Below are 20505 nucleotides of genomic sequence, written 5' to 3' on the forward strand. Positions count from 1 at the left end.
TTATTTTAATATCCCTATGCCCTTTGGAGTGATTGACCAGAGGGCCTTTTTTTATGTGTTTTGCCAAGCAAATTTTATATTTGCAATATGCCTATCTTACTAAAATATCAACAGTCCAATTTTGAGCTACTCATTTGGCAAATCATAGAATCATCTTCTTCTCTAGAGCAACAACTACAGTTACCTAAGAACCAATCGCTTTTGCTTCAGAAAAAGTACAGCCATTCAGAAGCTTGGCAGCAGTGGTTGGCAAGCCGATGTGGGCTACAAGAACTCTTTAATACTTCCTATTTAAATTTTCAGAAAAATAAACTTGGTAAGTTAGAATTAATCGATCAATCCTTCCAACTCTCCATTAGTCATAGTGGAAACTATATTTCGGTTGCTAAATCCAAACAACCCATTGGTATTGATTTGCAAGTTCCTAGCCCTAAGTTAGAGCGAATTGCCGCTAAATATATTGCTCCTAAGGTATTGTCTACGCTAAAAAACAGCCCTTATTATATCGATTATCTACATCTCTATTGGGGCATCAAAGAAGCCCTGTTTAAAGCTTATGGACAGGGGCAGGTCAATTTTATCCAACATCTACACATTAGCCCCTTTGCAATTTCTAGGCAAGGCACTACTACCGCAAAAATTATTAAACCCGCATTTGAAGCAACCTATAAAGTTTTTTATGAAAAGACTTCAAATTATTACCTTTGTGTTGTAACTAAAGTTTAATTAAGAATTAAGAGTTTGTTCCGTACATGCACTTAACTTAAGTCGAAAAATAAATACTTACTTAACTGCGCTGTTACAATATTAGGGCTTTCCTAACGAATGAAAAACACCATCAATATGAAAATACAAGCAATTGCTTTTTTTATTACCTGTCTCTTTTTTTATGCCTGCACTAACAATCCTTCTATCCCCTTAGATGAGGCAGGAAGAGAAGATTTCCAAGTCTTTCGTGCTCGATTTTACGAAGATAGCTTGTTTCAAATCCAGCGCATTGAATTTCCTTTATTGGGTAAAAATCCTGACGGAAGTAAGGAGCCCTTTTATTGGGAGGTAGAGAATTGGAGGTTTAAAAAAGCAGTGAATTTAGAAAGTGAAGAAATTACAATGGTGCCACTTTTTGACATGGGAGATGTCATGCGAGAACGGATTATAGTACAAAATCGCTTTATGATTGAAAATTTATTTTCTCTAATCAATAACAAATGGTATCTAACTCAATATTCGGGCATCAAAGACATTGGTTCTTTTTCGGCTAAGAAAGAAGCGCAAACAGAAAATGCCACTGAACCAACAATTGACTCTATACAATAAAAAAAGGGCTGCTCTCTAAAAAAAGAACAGCCTCTTTATTATTTTTTCTTTTTTAAGTAATCAATAAATAAGGCGAATTTTTCCTATAGATTATTTTGAACGATTACTTAATTCTTCTAGAATACAACTTTTGCAAAACTCATACTTTCCTGTTATGGAGTTTTTTTCCTGTAATATTTCATATTGCTTAATCGCAATATCTTGTTCTTGCAAAACGGGCAGTGCCACAATGCTGGTACTCCAAAACACGCCCCCTACCAATATCAATGTTAACAACCAATTTGGTTTATAGTGTGTATTGGGAGTGCTTACCAATCGGACAATACGCTGTTTGAATAATCCTTGTGCAAAACAAACCACTAAACTTAATTGCTCTTGCTGCCCTTGTTTCTCTTTGGCTTTCAACAAGGTTTTGGCATAGAATTTTGCATTGCCAATATATTCGGCCGCAAAATCATCCGCCACATATTCATTGAGATGTTCTAATTCTCGTTTGAAGAAATAATACATCGGTTGCATCCACCAAACACACTTCAATAAATGCAACAACATTTGTTGCCACGTATCCCGTTGGCGTAGATGTGCCACTTCGTGCAATAAAATAGCCTCCATTTCTCGTTCAGAAAAATTAGCTTCTAAATTGGGATGAGCAATCACATAATGTTTCCATAAACTAAAAGAGCTAATGGCTAAAGGCATTTTTTGCTCTGGTCGAAGTATATAAAAAGTAGTTCCTGCCAATACTCTTTTTTCACTTGGGCTCTTGACCACTAAATAAACCAAACAAGCCATTTTTACAGCCAAATCCATTAGAAAAATCAAAAACATCATTACAAAAAACCAAAAACAAGGGCTTTTACAGGTAATAATAAAATTGTAGTATGGATTGGATTGGTAATACAAGACATTGGATTGCTGTTTTACCTCACAGTGACAGAGTTCTTTACTATTTTCAGCCGTTTCATAGCAAGCTACTAAATTTTGATCCTCAATATCTACAACATTCCAATCGTCGTAATTATGATAATCCAATAAATATTCTTTCTCTAAGGCAACTGTATAATTGGGCAAATTAGGAACCATAGCTGGTACCGTCCAACTCAAAGCCATTATTCCCAAAAGAACATACTTTGCTTGTAGTACTTGCAGCCGCCCTTTTAAGAATCCAAAATAGAACAGCCCTCCTATTATAGATAACAAAGAAGAGAGTAGTATATAATTTATCATATGCTTAAAATTAAGATGGAAAAACAAAAGCTGTACTGTTAGAACGTAGCTTTTGGGAGATTTGTGTTTGCACAAAACTCCGAATCCACCATAAGCTCGTTATTATTCCTCCAATAATTTTTTTAATTCATCCATTTCATCTTGGTTAACCTTTTCGTCATCAACCAAAGCAGAAACTAAACTGGTCACCGAACCTGCAAAGACCTTATCAATTGCATTTTTTAGAAACGTTTTTTGATAATCACTTTTGCTAATTAAGGGGAAATACTCATGGGTTCGCCCATAGGCCTTGTACCCAATAAATCCTTTGTCTTTTTCCAAAATTCTTACAATGGTAGAAACAGTATTATAAGCAGGTTTTTTACCATCCTTATCTACGGGCCAAGCCTCTAAGAGATCCTTAATAAAAACCTTCTCTTTTTTCCAAAGCAAGTTCATCACTTGCAACTCTAAAGGTGTTAGTATCCTTGTCATATTATAATGTATTTTCTATATCCTGTTTTATTACGCAATAACTAAAGACTAAGTTAAAAAACTAATCTTTAAGTTCCTAATATTTTAACGCTATTATTATTATCCTAACATTTACATTATCAGCAACAAATTGTGTTTAAACATTCATTGTTTGTCCACCTGTATCCAGATGTTTTTTTAGCATTTCCCATTGTTTTTGGGTTAGATCTAAATAATAAAAACTGATAATGCCCATCATCAATATCACCCCTCCAATGATTATTTCGCCGACCTCTAGTACCACTATTTCTTTAATTCCATCTAGGACAAGAATCCCTCCGAAAAGACATAGTAGCAAAGCATTTAGAACAAAAAAAAATTTTAAACCCGTCATCTTCATATTTTCAAGGTCATTTTTTTTAATTTCTTGATCTACTTTAAATGATATAGCTCGCCAGCGCAACACATAAATAAAGGGAACCATCACCGTAAAGGACATGCTTTCCAAACAATCCACTAAGAGCTGCAACCAGCTCAAATATGGAGCCTCCCAATTAATCCAAACAATGCAAAGAGCAATGAAAAAGAGATTACCAAGCATCAATCGTTCTATTTTTTCTACTTTTGAAGATCTAAGCCTAGGCAAATCTATATATTGTATTGCATTGATTGTATCATCATCCAATAGTTCTTCGCTCATATTCTAAGGATTAATAAGGGGGAATGTTAAGCATAAATTTTAAGGGGCTAAAAGTACTGCGCTAGCGTTATTGTATGGAGCTTCAAAAATCATTCTAATTTTGGTTTATCGGAATACTATTCTTACGTAACTAAAAAAAGCACCAAACCTTGAAAGATTTGATGCCCATTTTTTATTTTTTATGCAAAATCGTTGTTAATCGTCTAAAGAAGCTCTTCAATAAATGAATTCATGGAATCTTTTGTAGTTGTTTCAGAAGCCCACTTTTCAATTAATGTTAGGGCTAATTCTCTTGTTTTTTTTGTTAATTCTAAAGAAATGACTAGCTCAACAAGTTTACCCTGTTCTCCATCTTCGGCTTCATCTATCCAAGCCATTATTTGGATAACGTCACTTTCTGGCTCTTCTTGAATAATTCGTATCGCCTTTTTATCAACAATTTTGGCACTATAAATTGGATTTCCATCATAAACCTTATTACCATTGGCAAATTCATTGACCAACCAAGATTCAGGTTCAATTTCCATTGTTTTTAATACATTTTTGACATAGCGCTTCCAATAAGACTCATTTTGGTTATAAATTGTCTTTTTTGTTAAAAAGTTTTTATACAGGAAATCTTTATCTCGAACTACAGAAATCATAAATTTATTTTTTTACCTAGTACAAGGTAAACACCAAAAACCATAAAACCAACATTATCAACACAAAATACATTTTTATTTTTCCTCACCAGCAATAATCACAAATTCTCGACGAATGGACTCCCCATCTTCATCTACAATTGTAATGGTATGTTTTCCAGGGGTTGGATTAAGCTCCATATAATGCAACTCTTGGGTTTGCCCAATATAACTATTATCCAAGTGCCAAAAAAGCTGTGCATGAACATCACTATGCTTGGCTTCAAAAACCGTCCTACTCTTGGTTTCGTCCAAATTGGTCGGTACATAAATCTTCATATTTGCCTCAGGGTAAATCAAAGCCATCCTCTTTTTTTGCCTATTTTCTAGGCTCGTTTTGCAATCGCTTCTATAAGAAGGTACGATTTTATAGCTAGGATGTTTCTTTTGGTAATACCAACTTTGGGCAGGTGGCAACACAAAGTAATTAGCCGATACCATATTCATGGGCCATTCACAATCACTATGTACTTGATGAAACTGATCTTTTGATAGATGGATGCGTTTGTGATAAGGGCAAACTTTTGATTTGGAGCTACTCTTAGGCTCATAACGTTTTACAACATCTGTACAATATTCAGAAGCAATATGCCCACTCTGCTTACAAATAGACAATTCCAACAGTTCATCATAAGGTTGTTCAAACCAAGTTTTATCTGTATTTAAAATACGAAAAGCATCGAATAAAATCGGTGCTGCGGCATGTACTCCAACCAAACCAGGACGCCCTTCCCCGTCTGCGTTGCCCACCCAAATCGCAACCACATATTCTGGGGTGCACCCCACTGCCCAGGCATCTCTAAAACCAAAACTAGTTCCTGTTTTCCATGCTACCCTATCCGCAGAAGGAAAGCTTTTCCAAAACACATCCTCATTGGGGCGTACCACTTCCTGCATTGCTTCAAAAGTATGCCAAATCGCAGCAGCAGACAGAGGAGTACTTTTTTGCAATACGTTTTGTTCTTCCATCGTCAACCTTCCTTTAGAATTAGCATTTAAATAATTAAGCTTTCTAAAATTATTGGGATCATACCAGCCATTATAAGCATAGACATTGTTCAGGTTGCGAGCCATTCCTGAATACATAGCCCCCAAGTCCCATAGACTCGCTTCGGCTCCTCCCAAAATTAGTGTCAAACCATAATGCTTAGCAGAATATTTTAGGGTTGTCATCCCCAATCGTCTCAATTTATCCGCAAAACGCATCATTCCATATCTTTTTAGCATGTAAACAGAAGGAATATTGAGCGACTTTGTAATGACTCGATTGGCTTTAACAGCCCCCGAATAGCTCTCATCGTAATTCATAGGAGTATAACCTCCAAAATGAGATGGAATATCAGGAAATAAGGTACTAGAGGTCATTTCTCCATCGTGGAGCATAGCAGCATACAAAAAGGGCTTAAGAATAGAGCCGCTACTTCTGGGTGCTGTGATAATATCTACCGCAGGGCTATGCTCTACAGAAGCCTGAGGCACATTACCAGTATAAGCGACAACATCGCCTGTTTCAACTTCGATGACTAGCGCTGCGGCATTGTATATTTCGTTTGATTTTAGTACCTGATAATGTCGATTCAAAATGGCATTAATTTGTGTTTGTACACTAAGATCTATGGTAGAATGAATAATGCCATTGCTGTTGCCACTTAACACTAATTCTTTGTGCACCCGTTCTAGTAAATGAGGACTTAAACGAGGAAGTGGCTTAGGCTTTTGCGGCAAGTTTTCAAGCTTTGCTAAAGAACAAGTAAGGCTATCCATTTCGCCATTATTATATAATTTGTCCAATAACCAATCTCGCTTTTTTTTGAGTTTTTTTCGATTTCGTCCCAAGTGAATCAAACTAGGACTATTGGGCAATACAGCCAGCATACAAGATTCTGCCCATGACAACTGTTGAGCACTTCGTCCAAAATATTTCCATGCTGCGGCATCCAGCCCCACTACGTTCCCTCCAAAAGGCGCATTGGAGGCATAAAGCCCCAAAATATCAGACTTGGAATACGACCATTCTAAACGAGTAGCCAATAATGCCTCTTTAATTTTTTCAACAACTGTCCTATCGGGATTGTTTCTTGCCATTCTCAAGGTCTGCATCGTAAGTGTGCTGCCACCACTTACTCGGCGTCCTTGCTGCGTATTGAGTCGAATGGCTCTAAGAATTGCCCATATATCAATGCCCCAATGTTGTTCAAATCGCTTGTCCTCAAAGGCTATTATTGCTTTTTTAAATTTGTAAGGAACCGAATCGTTGTGTGGAAATCGCCACTGTCCATCTCTAGCAATTTTAGCTCCTAACAAAGCGCCGTTTTTGTCAAATAAAACGGTAGAAGTCGGATTTAAAAAGAGTGTAGCAGGTAGACAAAAATAATAGCCTATTAACAATATAATCCCTCCTCCTAATAATTTCCGTTTGTGTTGTTTAATTCCTTTCATGGTAGCGATATTAATAATCCCCAATCGTATTTCTGTCTCTTTTCATTAAAATACTTTACGATGGTTCAAACACCAAGCCCTAAACAAACAAAACAATTACACTTTATTATTTGGCAGCCAATAACAAGTATTTGGTAAGATAAGTACAGGTTTAAAATTTTATATTCAAGTTACGCATACTTGTTTTTTCTTGAACAGGCTAAAATTTAAACCTACTGTAATAGAGAAAGGCTATTTTTTGCCCACAACAATCGTAGATAATCCAGCACGACGAAAAACTAGCTTGTCTATCCATCTAAACAGAGGAACAAACATATTGTACAAACGCATTTGTTTGCCTGGAATGGTATTGTTTTTTTGCAGTTTTCCTGAAATAAACCAAGCAAAAATACCCATAAAATTAAAATATTGCTTGCGGATAATGGTCAGTTCATTTTGATCAAACAAAGCCGCCAATGATTTTTTGTTATAACGGCGATAATGATCCAAATCCTTATCCAAACCATTGTATAACCATTGAAACGAAGGAACTAAAATAATAAGATGTCCTCCCTTTTTAAGCAGTTTTTTGCAATTTTTGATGGCCAGTGTATCATCGTAAATGTGTTCTACTACATTCAAAGAAAAAACAGTATCAAATGTTCCCAATAAATGCGCAAACCGTTGGTCAAAATCAGGAACCACCAAATCCAATAATTCAATCCCTGCTAAACTAGGGGCATCTCCAAACTTCTTTTGTAATTCATCACAATATACTTGGCGAATGTCAGAGAGTAAAATAGAAGCTTCTGCTTGTAAGAAAAATTGAGATATATTACCCACACCGCTCCCTATCTCTAATATTTTACCTTTACAATAGGGTTCAATTGTATCATAGGTCCATTGATTAAACTTATCAGCATCGCTAATAACATCTAAGGTTTCCCCCCCAATGTGGTCAATTTCTTTAAACTCAAGTTCTTTCATAATGCAAATATAGAAAACAGTTAGAAGTAATTAAAAATAATGGTTGCTCAACTGGTCTTATTCTCCTTACAAAAAAACGCTTCTGAAAATATTTTCAGAAGCGTTTTCCTTTGCAAAACAGTTCGTTTTACTTTTTATTTTTCTTGATACTATCTTGAGCAGTACCAAACACTCTATCCCAAAAAACATTACTTAATCCAAATCCTTTGTCATGATCTACATAATGATGATCCAAATGATTTTTTTGAATATCTCTAAACCATTTGCTTTTCCATTTGGCATAATGCGAAGCATAATGCATCATGTCGTAGATAATATAACCTGTAACAAAGGATGCAAAAAAGGCGTGTAAGGTTCCTATTGTTCCTCCTAATAAATAAACAATAAAGAAATAGAAAAACCAGTACATGAGTACAGCCAATGCCAAACTAGCTCCAGTAGGAATAACCAAACGCATAGAATCATTGGGATAATCGTGATGACAACCATGAATCATAAAATGCATTCTTCTTCCCCAATCCGTATCGATCTGCAAGTGGAATAAATAGCGATGTAAAAAATACTCAAACAAAGTCCAAATAATAATTCCCGATACAAAAAGCCCTATAAAGGTCAATACGGTAACATCATGAACCATAAAACTGGAATAAAGAAAATAAAGTACGATAGGTACAAACACAATGGGCACCATGATTGGGTGCGCTCTTGAAAAATAATCTAAAATATCATTTTCAAACATTCTTGGAGATTCATCCTTTGCTGATACAAATTGATCGTTTCCTTTCATGTTTTTTATCTTTTAATGAAGCAATTAAGTTGCTTCTTATGAAGAAAAAAGAAGATTTTTAAAGCAATCAATAAATTTGTTTTTGGGTCATTCTATTTATTGATGCGCTACATTCTCTTCTTATGTTTTTTAGTATATAGTGCTTTCTCCCGCCAAAAAACCATCCTACTGTATATAACAGATAAAATAGCGTTTTGGGTGGGGCAAAGATAGGCATTTTTAATCATTTTTTTAATCTTGTTTCGCCTAGCCTAGAATAAATATTGAATCTTTACTCGTTTATGCAAGTAGATTTTGACAAGGTTGCCGTGCAAAAAGTTGACAAAAAATAAAAAAATACCGTTTAAATACCTCCTATTTCATATTACTTCGCAAGGGTAGCTGCTCCATATTTTTTTTTTTTTATTTTTGATTTATACAAATAAAAGTAATTTTCGGTTTGTAAAAAACATCGATATGATATAAAAAAAACGTCGTGAGTTTCGTCTAAGTGGACTTCTTTGGCCGCAACTATAAAAAATCACAAAAAGCTTAACCAAATCTCAAAGTGAGGGCAAGGCCTTCATCTTCCACAGCACCAAACTTAGGGCAATTTCTTGCCCCAACTGGTTACCTTTTTAACCCAAGCTCATATTCAAACTATAAACAAACCGATCATTTCTAGTACAAAATTGTTTCTAACTAAGAAAAACTCCTATGTCTAAAAACGCTACTTCTACCCAATATTTACTGATTAGCTTTCTATTTTTTATTTCGGGCTTTTCAGGCTTAATCTATCAAGTTCTATGGACAAGACAATTTAAATTGTTACTAGGTAGTAGTATTCTATCCATCAGTATTATTGTTGCTACTTTTATGGCGGGTTTATTAATTGGTGCTTGGTGGATTGGCAAGCGATTAGCTAAGAAAAAAATCAAAAACGAACTACAATACTATGGATATTTAGAAATATCAATTGGTTTGTATGGTATACTATTGCTACTTTTATTGCCTTACAGTAAAGTTTTGTTTTCTTTAGTTGGAGCACCTTCTGTTGAATTCAATTATATAAAACTAATTATCAATACGCTCCTTACCTTCCTAATTCTAGCGGTACCAACAACAGCAATGGGGGCAACACTTCCCCTTTTAATCAATTACTTCTCTAAAGGCAATCATACCTTTAGAAAAACAATTGGTCATTTTTATGGCATCAATGCACTTGGAGCGGCGATTGCTTCATTTGTTGCTGGCTTTTTTTTTATTAAGAATTTTGGGGTTAATGGTTCTGTATTTATTGCAATAATTCTCAACTTAATTATTGGAATTTTTGCCATTTATATTGCAGCTAAAAACAATTCCACACATCATTCTATTCCTGAAGCTCAACCTGCTACTTCGGATCACACTCCCTCAGCTGACAACAATCGTCTATCTCAGATCATTCTAGCTACCTCCTTTCTAACGGGTTTTATTGCTATTTCTTACGAAGTATTATGGATTCGTTGTCTGAATTACATTTCGAATAATAGTACGTATACCTTTTCTATTATTTTGTTTATTTTTCTCCTAGGAATTGCACTGGGAAGCTTTTCATTATCCTATATCAAACAGCTAAAAAACAAGCTCTTAACAGTTGCTATTTTTCAATACTTTTTGGCCATCGCAAGTTTGTTAATTATTTATCTATTTTATGCTTTTGCATATACAGACACGTTTTCAAATTGGTTTATGCAAACTAATAATTCAGATACTCCCATTTGGTATCATAATATAGGGCTTAATTTAACCCTATCAATTCTCGTTTTTTTGATTCCATCTATACTCATGGGCATGACTTTCCCGCTCTTATCGGAGTTATACTATGACAACAAGCAGGTAAAATCGGGCGAGGCGATTAGCCAAATCTATGTGGTCAACACTTTTGGGAATATATTGGGTGCTTTAATTCCTATTTTTGTGCTTATCCCCTTATTAGGCAGTATTAAGTGGACCTTATATCTCTTAGCAGGCGTAAATTTATTGATTGCACTTTACTATATCTTGCTGTCGAATACCCCTAAGAAAAATGCACTGCTGTTAATGTCTACTTCTATTTTTGTAGCTGTACTAATGCTTACTCAATCTAATAATGTCCTAGCTTCTTTAGAAAATGTTAATGAAGACGCTTATTCTGATAAACCTATTTTTTATAAAGAAGGAGTAATGGCTACAGTAAAGGTTTACAATCAGCACAATACCTACCAATCACTTAGCATCGATGGCGTTACCATTGCCTCTGAGGCGTTTAAAGCGAAAGAAAGCACAATTGCCCACTTGCCTTTTTTTACGGATAAACCCATTAAAAATGTACTAGCGGTAGGTTTAGCAAGTGGATCTACTGTTGGATCTATTCTCAAACATCCTGAAGTAGAACAACTGGATGTAGTCGAAATTGTTCCAAGTGTCATGGATGCCCTAGACTATTTTAAAACCTCTAATGGTGGTCTGCAAGACAATCCTAAAGTTAGCATCTATATTGATGATATATTCTCGCACCTTAATTATTCAGACAAAAAATACGACGTAATCTCTTCTGATGGCAAATTTGGCATATTAAATAGATCTAATACAACTATGTTATCCAAAGATTACTATCAAGTATGCAAAGAACATCTAAACCCCAAAGGTATTTTTATACAATGGATCACTACCGAAATACCCAATAAACATTTTAAAACGATACTTAAAACAACCCAAGCTGTATTTCCTCATTCTGAATTGTTCCTCATTCGTAAGAACCTGTACATCATGTCTTCCTTAGAGCCTACAGCCCTAAAACATGATCGTATTGTCGCCAACTTCAACGATCCCAATATTAGCCAAGATTTATACGATAGTCACATTTTTACCCCTCAAGAGGTAATGGCTTATTATATTGGTCCTAATTTAGATTCTTCGGACAATACTCCTCTTTATAATACCTTGAATACGCCAGTTATAGAATATGATTATAACTTAGAACGCAATAAAGATATTATTAAAGGTCGAACTAGCTTTTTTGTCAATCTACTTCATCTATATCAAAATTATAATAAAAACAAGGCAGAAATAATAGGTTCAAAAAATACCATTACTGTTAATAAGGATTATATCAACTATGAATCCAACCAACGCTACCTTAGCTCTAGAATAGCTTATCTGCAAGCACATTTTGCAATGCAAGAGCAACAAATTGATAAGATGTTAACCTTTTTCCAAAAGGTAGTTGATGAGAATCATCCTGAAAACAATAATAATATTGCTGTCGCTGCTAAGAGTATTGGAGAGTATCATTTTCAACAGAAGAAGTATAGAAAAGCATTGGACTACTTTAACCTTGCAATAAAAAAGATGGATGGCTATTCTGATGCTTTTACAATGCGAGGATTATGCTATTACTATTTAGGGGATATGACCGCTTCTAGAACCAATTTAGAAAAAGCATTGTCTCTCAACCCCCAAGATCAAACCGCAATTAGTTTCTTGAATGCCATCCAATAACGATAACTATTAAATAAAAAAGGTAAGTCTGAAAAGACTTACCTTTTTTTAGCTTTTTCAAGCTTATTTAGTTAATTACTAAATCTATATTTTATTAAGCTTCTGGAGCATCTTCTTCTGCAACCACTTCCTCTACAACTGGTGCATCAAAAATATTGCTATTTCCTGTTGTATCTACCACAACTGGTGTCGCAATAAAAATAGAAGAATAAGTACCCACTAAGATACCAATCAACAATGCAAAAGCAAAGCCACTAATACCAGAACCTCCAAACAAGAACAAGATCAAAACTACCAACAATGTAGTTAAAGAGGTAATACAAGTACGGCTGATGGTATTGTTAACAGCAATGTTTACAATTTCTTCAAAGCTAGCTTTATCTTGCATATCTCTACCTACCTCACGAATACGGTCAAATACAACCACTGTATCGTTAATAGAATAACCAATTACGGTCAAAATAGCCGCAATAAATGCTTGATCAATTTCTAAAGAGAACGGTAGAATTCCTTTGAAAATAGAGAAAATAGACAAGACAAATAAAACATCATGTACCAATGCTGCTAAAGCACCTGCACTGTATTGCCATCTATTAAATCGCAAGAAAATATACAAGAAAATAAAGATTAATGACAAACCTGCTGCCCAACCTGCTGAATTGCGAATATCATCCGCAATAGTAGGACCTACTTTAGAAGAAGCACTTAGGTAGAATGCACCAGCTGCACCACCTTCTACGGGTTCTCCAGCGGCAAAATTAGCATAGCTAATGTCATTGCTAGAATATGCTTTTGCTGCTTCGTATACCTTGAATAGAATAATAGAGTCTGCATTGATCTCTGTATTCTTTTGAAGGAAAGAAGTTGTAATTTTAGCTTGAGTAGACTTACTAAATTCTCGAACAACGGTTTTGTTTACATTCTCTTCATCCAATCCTACTGTAGCAAAAGAAGTTTCAATTTCTTTTTTAAATGCAGTAACATCTACATCACCAGCAAACTGAACCGTATAAGAACGTCCCCCTTGTAAATCAACCCCTAGCTCAAAACCTGTACTAACAATTGAAATAATACCTAGGGTCAACACTACACCAGAAATAGCATAAGCCATTTTACGTTTAGATACGAAGTTAATACCAGGATTTGCTAAAACATTTTTAGACCAATTTGCCCATACAGTAACCTCTTTGTTTTTCTCCATATAAGAGTCAAAAAGCATACGCCCAATAAGTACCGCAGAGAATACAGAACAAACAACCCCTATAATCAATACTGTTGCAAAACCTTTGATTGGTCCAAGCCCAAAGTTGTACAAAATACCTGCTACGATCAAGGTTGTAATGTTGGCATCCAAAATAGCAGAGTAAGAATGGCTAAAACCTTTGGTTATTGCCTCTTTCCAACCTTCTCCTCCTCTCAATTCTTCACGAATACGCTCAAAGATAATTACGTTGGCATCTACTGCCATACCAATGGTCAAAACGATACCCGCAATACCAGGTAACGTTAATACAGTACCAAAAGAAGCCAAAGAACCAAAGATAAAGAATACGTTTAAGAACAAAGCAATTACAGCGATTACACCCGCCATTGCATAATAACCCAACATGTATAACAATACCAAAACAAAACCGCCAACTAATGACCAAATACCAGCAGAAACAGTAGCCGCTCCCAAAGAAGGACCAACAACAGCTTCCTCAATAATTTCAGGTTTTGCAGGCAATTTACCAATACTCAAAATATTAGCAAGGTCTTTTGCCTCTGTAACGTTATCAAAACCACCAGAAATAGAAGTATTTCCATTTGGAATCGGCTCATTTACATTGGGTGCAGAGTAAACTTTGTTATCCAAAACAACCGCTACTTGACGACCAACGTTATCTGTTGTCATTTTTTTCCAAACTCTTGCTCCCTCTTGATCCATACTCAATGAAACCGCAAAACCTCTACCCGTTGGATTAGGAGTTGGGTACGATTGAATCACACGCTCTCCACTCAATTTAGAGTTCTTTCTTCCTTTTGTATTTAAAGCATATAAAGCAATATAATTTTTGCCGTCTGTTCCTTCAAAAGATTTGGCATCCCATACAAAACGTACTGATCTAGCCTTTCCTCCCAATGCCTTTTTAGCATCTTCACTCTTTAGAATAGCCTCTACTCCAGGAACGTTTGCCAACTCAGCATAACCAATTACACCTGAACGATCTGCATTGCTACGAGCAATAACAGGTTGCAATAATGTAAATAAAGGACCCATATCAACAGAATCCGCTGCTAAATCACCATTGTCTAAGTCTCCTAGATCACTCAAGGTAGAATCTCCAGCCAAATCGCTAGAATCTGATGTAGTCTCAGGCGTTTCTTCAACAGGAGCAGAAGTAGTATCATTTAATGTTTCTGCTAACTTCTTTTGCTCTTTTAAAGTTTCATTTAATGCAATCAACTCATTTTGGATGTCTACATTTTGGTGCAATTCCCAGAACTCTAAGTTTGCTGTTGCTTGCAAATATTTTCTAGCACGCTTAGGGTTACGAACACCTGGCAACTCAACTGTAATTCTATCGGTACTTTTATCCAATGATACGATTGGTTGAGCCACACCAAAGCGGTCAATACGTTGCTTCAATAGATTGTAAGTACTTTCTACTGTTTCTCCAGCAATCTTGCGAATAGCAGCCAATACTTGTGCATCTGTTGATTCAATTGTTACCTCATCTTTTAGACGCTCACTTACTGAAAACAAACGAGCCAATGGGCGGTCAGAATTAGCAGCATAACGCTCTCCAAACAAAGTCACATAATCAGTTTGAGCTGACTGTTGTGCTGTTTTTGCTTCATCCAAAGATTTCAAAAACTCTGGATTGCGGCTATCACCAGACAAGGCAATAATTAGCTCTTTCAAATCTACCTGCATAACAACACTCATACCTCCTTGAAGGTCCAATCCCCAAGCGATTTGTTGTTGTTTTAATTCTTGGTAGTTATATTCTTTAACAAATGGTATACTAAATACTGTCTTATTAGAAACCGAATCTAGATAAGCATTACGAAAAGAATCTCTGCGTTCTTCTTTTATATTTGAATCAGCTTCTTGTGCTACTGCTGCTGCTGCATACTGGCTAGCGTTAGATTCTACGCTATTTGTTGGAAACCAGAGCAAAAATTGATAGGCAACTACCAATAGTGCTACACCTGTAAAAAATTTAATCAGTGCTTTTCCTTGCATCACTTTTTATAATTTGTCTTAAAAATTGGTTCTATACAGTAGATAAAATTGTCTCTTTTTTACAACTAAACTACTGCGCTATTGCTTCCATTTGTTTAGTGCTAACTACTTAGCGCTAGACAAATTGACTGCAAATATAGATTTTTTTAAGTATGATTTAACAATTCGCTCATGAAATACTTGGTTTAACCAATAAACACAATGCACAGCTCCAACAATCTATTTTCTCATCCTAGCATTAAAAACAACTTCAATACTAAAAATCAAACTATTAGAGCTGTCTCTTTTGTTCTAATTAAAACAAAAACAAACGCATTTATTCATGAACAGGTTTATAATGAATGCGATTTAGCAATCGCTGGCGTATAAAAGTTAGCAATGAGGAGGTCCCCGACTAGGTGTGCTGAGGGCATAACATTGTGTGTATGCCTTGTTTTCTTTAAACGAATATGGGCTAACATTTTGAGTAAAGTTGAGTGTTTCAAAAGTTGCCTCTGTTCTATGTTGAGATAACGCAATCCAAGGTAAGTTCTTGTCGCTATCTTTAGCATCAGTAGGATTGTTTTTGGTAATCTGTTGCCCATCGTCAGGCATCATAGGAGTCAACAGCTTAAACAACAACACTGTCTCTCCACTAGGAGCAGCATCACTTTGTATCTGGGGGCTAACAAAAGTAATACTCTGAGCCGTAGAACAAGACCAAAACTGCGACGTGACCAAGCCTGCTATGGCAATAATCGCTACAAAGAGTCGTGCAAACGTCTTGTTCATGGTGAATAAATATTTTTTAATTTTAGAAAAACCTAAGGCTCTAACCTAAAGCAATTGGGCAAAGTTAATAAAAATAACTATTCATAGCCTTCTTAAAGCCCTAAAGTTGTTGATTTACTACAAGATATTTACTTCTGCTTCTAATTTTACCCCAAAATTTGCCCAAACAGAAGCTTGAATTTTTTGTGCTAAATTCCAAATTTCTTGTCCTGTAGCTTTTCCATAATTAACCAGTACCAATGCTTGTTGAGTATGTACGCCTGCATCTCCTTCTCGATAGCCTTTCCAGCCTAGTTGGTCAATCAACCAGCCCGCAGCCAATTTCTTAGCTTCCTTTCCCATTGGATAAACGGGCATTTTAGGGTATTTTTTTTGTAATTTTTCGCAAAGTGCCTTGTCGATGATTGGGTTCTTAAAAAAGGAGCCAGAATTGCCAATTTTTTTTGGATCGGGTAATTTCTGGGTTCGAATTTGGATAATGGCATCACTAATTGCTCGAATAGAGACAGGAGCATTGGTGGCGGCTAAGATTTGCTGAATGGCTCCATAAGAAGTGTTAAAAACAGGTTCTTTAGACAAACGTAAAATAACTCTTGTAATCAAACATTTGCCTTTCATCGCTCGTTTAAAAATGCTATCTCGATAACCAAACTCACAGTCTTCCAAACTAAAAAATTGCGTTTGACCTGTTGCCAAATCAATGGCTTCTAAATGATGAAAGACATCTTTTAACTCTACTCCATACGCTCCAATATTCTGAATAGGAGCAGCCCCCACAGACCCAGGAATCAAGGATAGATTCTCAAGCCCAGCATATCCTTGTTCAATAGACCACAAAACCAACTCATGCCAAACCTCTCCCCCTCCGACACGAATCCAAACATTGGTTGCATTCTCTTCTACCAATTCAATGCCTTTGATTTGATTGTGTACCACTAGACCTTCAAAGCTTTTGGTAAATAGGATATTGCTTCCTCCTCCCAAAATAAAAAAGGGGCTTGTAAGTGGCAATGCTTCCCTTAATTGTTTTTCAGAATGAATGGCACAATAGTCCGTTGCACAGACCTCCAAACCAAAGGTATGCAGTTCTTTCAAAGAAATCTTTCTTTTCATAATTTAGCGATAATACATTAAGACTCCTCCACAAATAGTCAACACAAGCATACAAAGCATTGAGATACGCATGGACAATTTCATACTGCCTACATGTGACAATATCAAATCTTTGTGTTGAGGGTACTTTAGTAACACTTCTTTTTCTAAACGTTCTTTATTCAAAACATGCTCTTTACTAAAAGCAACGCCTTGTTCTGCTAGTTTTTTAAATGTTCTAAACGTCTTTACTCGAAAAAACACATTGGCTAATAATAAAAAACCAAAGGTTACGATTGTTATTGTGATTAATGTATCTTGCATAGCAGGTTATGATTCAATAAATATAGTCTTTTATAGAAATGCAAAAGTACAACAATGTATGTAATCTGTCCTAATAATCTATTGTTAAATTGCGTACCAAGTAGGTCCATAGATTTTCTTAATAAGATATTGATGTTGTTTAATTTTTTCCATCATTCACAATCCATCCAAATACAATGAGAATTAGTGCTGCCCAAATACAATCCATCAAAGGAGATATAGCCGCTAATATTAACCATCACATCAGGTGGGTTCGGCTTGCCATAAAAAATCAGGTAGATGCTATTTTTTTTCCAGAACTTTCTATTACTAATTATGAACCTACATTGGCAAAAAAATTAGCAACAACAGCTAACGATCCCCGCTTTGATGTCTTCCAAGAATTGAGCAATCAATATAAAATTACGATAGGGATTGGTGTTCCCATTCAATCTGAACGAGGAATTTTAATTAGCCTTCTTATTTTTCAAGCCAATCGAGCTAGACAGTGTTATTCCAAACAACAATTACATCCCGATGAGTTTCCTTATTTTGTTGCTGGCAAAAAGCAATTGGTATTGAATATCGACGATTTTAAAATTGCTCCTGCTATTTGTTATGAGTCGCTACAAATAGAACATGCGACGCATGCCAGCAGTTTAGGAGCCCAATGTTACCTTGCCAGTGTAGCTAAATCTCAACAAGGTATTAACAAAGCGATTTTGCACTATCCCAAGCTTGCAAAACAACAGGCTATGCTTGTTCTTTTGGCTAATGCCATTGGAAAATCGGATACCTTTGACAGCAGGGGCTGTTCTGCTATTTGGGAAACCGATGGAACCTTAATGGGGCAACTGGATGCACAATCAGAAGGCTTGTTAATTTATGACACCATTAGCAAAAAAGGAATTGCAGTAACGTTATAAACGATGAAGGTTCTTTGACAACCCGTAGGCTCACGCAGTAACCACGCAGTAGCAGCGAAGCTAATTTTGTGAAATAGAAAACTATTTTGCCTGCTTATTACTACTTTTGTTATAAGTTATAGATAGTAAGTCGCTTGCTTAGTTCCTGTAAATACAGGACATACGACTTACTATCTATAATTTTCTTCTAAAAAAACAGTAGCAACGAAGCTAAAATAGTTGAAGGCTTACCCTTTTTTAGCATTTACCACACGATTGAGTTCTCAAAGAGCGACTATGAATACGACAAAATACATCACTAAAATGTTTGGGCTTATTTTTCTGATTGGAGGAAAAAGGCTCTTGGGTATAAAAAAACGAGCAGATTGGCCCCTAAAGACTGAACTATTATGGGCAACAACTAGATTGACGCTGTTATCCTCCAATAAATATGGGCTTGCTTGGTTAAAAAATTTATCTAAGAGCTATAGCCCTAAACCTATTTTTGCCGAAAAAGTATCTATTGATGCGGTAGATAGTAAGGTTGGTTCTTATCTAAAAATTGCTCCTATTGCTAATGCACCACAAAAACTAATCATTTACTTTCATGGAGGAGGATATGTCACAGGGTCTCCAAAGGCAATCGTTGAATTTAGTAGTCGATTGGCTTTAAAAACAGCCGCTTTAGTATTAACCCCTTTTTACCCAACTGCTCCCGAAAAGACCTACCCTGCTGCCCATCAATTTGCCAGTGCTTTTGTTCAGTATGTTTTAACCAAGTATCCCAATAGCACCCCATTTATCGCTGGTGATTCTGCTGGTGCAGCATTAGCACTTTCTGCCATCAAAAATCTTAATTGTAGCCTTTCAAAAAGGCTTAAAGGCTGTATTTTAATTTCTCCTTGGGTTGATCCTCTCGCTCAAAAAGGTTCCATTCAATTCAATTCAAAAAATGATGTTGGCAACCGAGAATTTGTTGTTGCCTGTTACCATACTTATCTAAATGGTGCCATCCCTTTAGAAAAATATCCATTACGTTTTGATGCGCAAAATATTCCTTCTTTACCGCCTACCTTTATCAGTATAGGAGATACCGAAATTTTGCTGGATCAAACCAAAAAATTATCCGAAGACATCCAAACTCAGGGCACTCAAACAACCACAATGGTTTACCAAGGAATGTTTCATACTTTTTGGAACATGGCTCCTAGATTAAAAGAAGCAGATCGCTTAATAGAAGATCTAGCGAACTGGATGCATAAGAAAAACTAATTAAGTCCCTGCTAAATCTCTTTCTAATTATGAATATTCCAATTTTAGTTTCGGTCGCCAATGTTACCCCAGAAGTTCTCCAACGCCTAGAACAGCAGGGAGTAGGCATTGAATTGTCTTATTTTTCCTATCCTTCCAGTTTAGAAAACGACAACTTGCAAGCGCAAATTCAGGCTTATAAAACAATGTTGAAGGATTTTTCGCAACCTGTAACCATGCACGGGGCTTTTTACGATTTGTCCATGACTGCCAGAGAGCCCAAAATTGTAGCAGTAACTCGTTTTAGAATCAATCAATCCTTAGACATTGCCATCGAACTAGGGATAAAAAAATTAGTTTTTCACACCAATTACTTACATTCTCAACGTCCTGGGTACAAGGAAATTTGGGTAAAAAAACAGGTTGACTTTTGGCGATCGTTTATTCCTAAAATAGAACAACATCAACTCGTTTTGCATCTAGAAAATACAAGAGAAGAAGATTATACCTATATAGGCAGCATTCTAGATCAGCTCAGCCACCCTAATTTTAAAACCTGTTATGACACAGGACATAGCCATTGTTTTACACAGGCACAAAACAAGCCAATTAGCTGGGTAAAAGGCTATCAAAGCCACTTGTCCTATATTCATTTGCACAGCAACAATGGGCGAATAGATCAACACATTGCATTCACCAAAGGAAACGTTGATTTTAGTCATTTTTTTGAAGCGATACGGCAGCTTCCTGCCCCTCCCTACTTAGTGATAGAAGTAGCCCAACGGGAGGATTACCTTGCCTCATTAGTGGCTTTGCGTCAACTTGGTTTTTGAAATTTAAATAAATAATGCAATAGAACTAATGGTTCTTTTTTTTGCTGC

The 20505-nt window shown here is 35.9% G+C and carries 17 protein-coding genes; 6 read left to right on the plus strand and 11 right to left on the minus strand.

Annotated elements, in window-relative coordinates; all coding sequences use genetic code 11:
• Positions 1–87: 87 nt before the first annotated feature.
• Together AsAng_RS20410 and AsAng_RS20415 are read left to right on the plus strand one after the other, a co-directional pair.
• Positions 88–726 carry a 4'-phosphopantetheinyl transferase family protein gene (locus AsAng_RS20410; RefSeq protein WP_264788956.1) on the plus strand — a complete coding sequence of 213 codons (639 nt, stop codon included), beginning with the start codon at positions 88–90 and terminating at the stop codon, positions 724–726.
• A 117-nt stretch (positions 727–843) separates the two neighbouring features.
• A complete protein-coding gene (locus AsAng_RS20415) occupies positions 844–1317 on the plus strand; it encodes a hypothetical protein (protein WP_264788957.1) in 474 nt (157 codons plus the stop codon).
• 90 nt (positions 1318–1407) lie between these two features.
• Here the strand turns inward: AsAng_RS20415 and AsAng_RS20420 are convergent, their stop codons facing one another.
• The 7 genes from AsAng_RS20420 to AsAng_RS20450 form a co-directional block, all read right to left on the minus strand.
• The gene (locus tag AsAng_RS20420) at positions 1408–2544 is read right to left on the minus strand and encodes a M56 family metallopeptidase (protein ID WP_264788958.1); all 1137 of its coding nucleotides are present in this window, start codon (positions 2542–2544) and stop codon (positions 1408–1410) included.
• Positions 2545–2646: 102 nt separating this feature from the next.
• Positions 2647–3018 carry a BlaI/MecI/CopY family transcriptional regulator gene (locus AsAng_RS20425; RefSeq protein WP_264788959.1) on the minus strand — a complete coding sequence of 124 codons (372 nt, stop codon included), beginning with the start codon at positions 3016–3018 and terminating at the stop codon, positions 2647–2649.
• Between the two features lie 136 nt (positions 3019–3154).
• On the minus strand, positions 3155–3697 hold the full coding sequence (locus AsAng_RS20430) for a hypothetical protein (RefSeq protein WP_264788960.1): 543 nt from the start codon (positions 3695–3697) through the stop codon (positions 3155–3157).
• 203 nt (positions 3698–3900) lie between these two features.
• Positions 3901–4341 carry a hypothetical protein gene (locus tag AsAng_RS20435; RefSeq protein ID WP_264788961.1) on the minus strand — a complete coding sequence of 147 codons (441 nt, stop codon included), beginning with the start codon at positions 4339–4341 and terminating at the stop codon, positions 3901–3903.
• 75 nt (positions 4342–4416) lie between these two features.
• A complete protein-coding gene (gene pbpC / locus AsAng_RS20440) occupies positions 4417–6819 on the minus strand; it encodes a penicillin-binding protein 1C (protein WP_264788962.1) in 2403 nt (800 codons plus the stop codon).
• Positions 6820–7050: 231 nt separating this feature from the next.
• On the minus strand, positions 7051–7785 hold the full coding sequence (locus AsAng_RS20445; RefSeq protein WP_264788963.1) for a class I SAM-dependent methyltransferase: 735 nt from the start codon (positions 7783–7785) through the stop codon (positions 7051–7053).
• A 127-nt stretch (positions 7786–7912) separates the two neighbouring features.
• Positions 7913–8572, minus strand: coding sequence for a sterol desaturase family protein (locus AsAng_RS20450; protein ID WP_264788964.1), 660 nt, complete (start codon positions 8570–8572; stop codon positions 7913–7915).
• Between the two features lie 696 nt (positions 8573–9268).
• Here AsAng_RS20450 and AsAng_RS20455 point away from each other — a divergent pair.
• A complete protein-coding gene (locus tag AsAng_RS20455) occupies positions 9269–12073 on the plus strand; it encodes a fused MFS/spermidine synthase (RefSeq protein ID WP_264788965.1) in 2805 nt (934 codons plus the stop codon).
• 94 nt (positions 12074–12167) lie between these two features.
• Here AsAng_RS20455 and secDF read toward each other — a convergent pair whose 3' ends face one another.
• The 4 genes from secDF to AsAng_RS20475 all read right to left on the minus strand — a co-directional run bounded on the left by secDF (position 12168) and on the right by AsAng_RS20475 (position 17489).
• Complete coding sequence (secDF, locus tag AsAng_RS20460) at positions 12168–15302, minus strand: protein translocase subunit SecDF (protein WP_264788966.1); 3135 nt, start codon at positions 15300–15302, stop codon at positions 12168–12170.
• A gap of 372 nt (positions 15303–15674) precedes the next feature.
• Complete coding sequence (locus AsAng_RS20465) at positions 15675–16073, minus strand: hypothetical protein (protein WP_264788967.1); 399 nt, start codon at positions 16071–16073, stop codon at positions 15675–15677.
• 117 nt (positions 16074–16190) lie between these two features.
• Positions 16191–17186, minus strand: coding sequence for a UDP-N-acetylmuramate dehydrogenase (gene murB, locus AsAng_RS20470; RefSeq protein ID WP_264788968.1), 996 nt, complete (start codon positions 17184–17186; stop codon positions 16191–16193).
• A 3-nt stretch (positions 17187–17189) separates the two neighbouring features.
• Positions 17190–17489, minus strand: a complete 300-nt coding sequence (locus AsAng_RS20475; RefSeq protein ID WP_264788969.1) for a hypothetical protein — start codon at positions 17487–17489, stop codon at positions 17190–17192.
• Between the two features lie 176 nt (positions 17490–17665).
• Here AsAng_RS20475 and AsAng_RS20480 point away from each other — a divergent pair, with 176 nt between their 5' ends.
• The 3 genes from AsAng_RS20480 (at position 17666) to AsAng_RS20490 (ending at position 20457) form a co-directional block, all read left to right on the plus strand.
• The gene (locus tag AsAng_RS20480) at positions 17666–18394 is read left to right on the plus strand and encodes a carbon-nitrogen hydrolase family protein (protein WP_264788970.1); all 729 of its coding nucleotides are present in this window, start codon (positions 17666–17668) and stop codon (positions 18392–18394) included.
• A 276-nt stretch (positions 18395–18670) separates the two neighbouring features.
• On the plus strand, positions 18671–19645 hold the full coding sequence (locus AsAng_RS20485; protein ID WP_264788971.1) for an alpha/beta hydrolase: 975 nt from the start codon (positions 18671–18673) through the stop codon (positions 19643–19645).
• A gap of 29 nt (positions 19646–19674) precedes the next feature.
• Positions 19675–20457 (plus strand): sugar phosphate isomerase/epimerase family protein, encoded by a 783-nt coding sequence (locus AsAng_RS20490; RefSeq protein ID WP_264788972.1) that lies wholly within the window; start codon positions 19675–19677, stop codon positions 20455–20457.
• The last annotated feature ends 48 nt before the right edge of the window (positions 20458–20505 follow it).

The organism is Aureispira anguillae (genome assembly GCF_026000115.1).
GTDB lineage: Bacteria > Bacteroidota > Bacteroidia > Chitinophagales > Saprospiraceae > Aureispira > Aureispira anguillae.